Here is a 484-nt window from a genome sequence, read left to right on the forward strand (position 1 = left end):
CCTCCACTCGGTTCAACAGCGCCTCGTGGCGCACAATGTCGGTCAACCACAGCTGGTTCGGGCCATCAGCTCGAAACTCGTGCCGGGTCTTCCCATCGGCATCGACAACCGCGCACAGATCGTCGTGGACGGGTGGTCCCGGCCTCTTCCCGTTCTTGGCCCGGCCCTTGCCGAAGGCGGAGAACCAGGCGTTGCCTGAACACAGTCGCCATGCGGTGCGCACTGCCATGGGCTGGCCATTCGCTTCGGCTTCGTCGGCGAGGTACCGGTACCCGAACTCAGGGTCATCGCGGTGGGCGTCGAATAAGGCGTTGGCCCGATACGCCTCGATGACATCGGCCCCAGGAACAGGGACGGCCAGCCACCGGTAGTAGGGCTGACGCGAGAGCTTCAGTACCCGGCACGACACCGCGACGGGGATCCCGTCGACGGCGAGCTCTCTCACGAGCGGGTAGAGCCTTTTGACGGCAGATTCGCCTGTGAC

Annotated in this window: 1 pseudogene; it reads right to left on the bottom strand. The window is 65.1% G+C overall.

What is annotated here, in order from left to right:
• A pseudogene (locus INT29_RS19920) lies at positions 1 to 484 on the bottom strand (hypothetical protein); the annotation flags it as partial.

Origin of the sequence: Brevibacterium sp. FME37, from assembly GCF_014897485.1 — a bacterium.
Classification (GTDB): Bacteria; Actinomycetota; Actinomycetes; order Actinomycetales; family Brevibacteriaceae; genus Brevibacterium.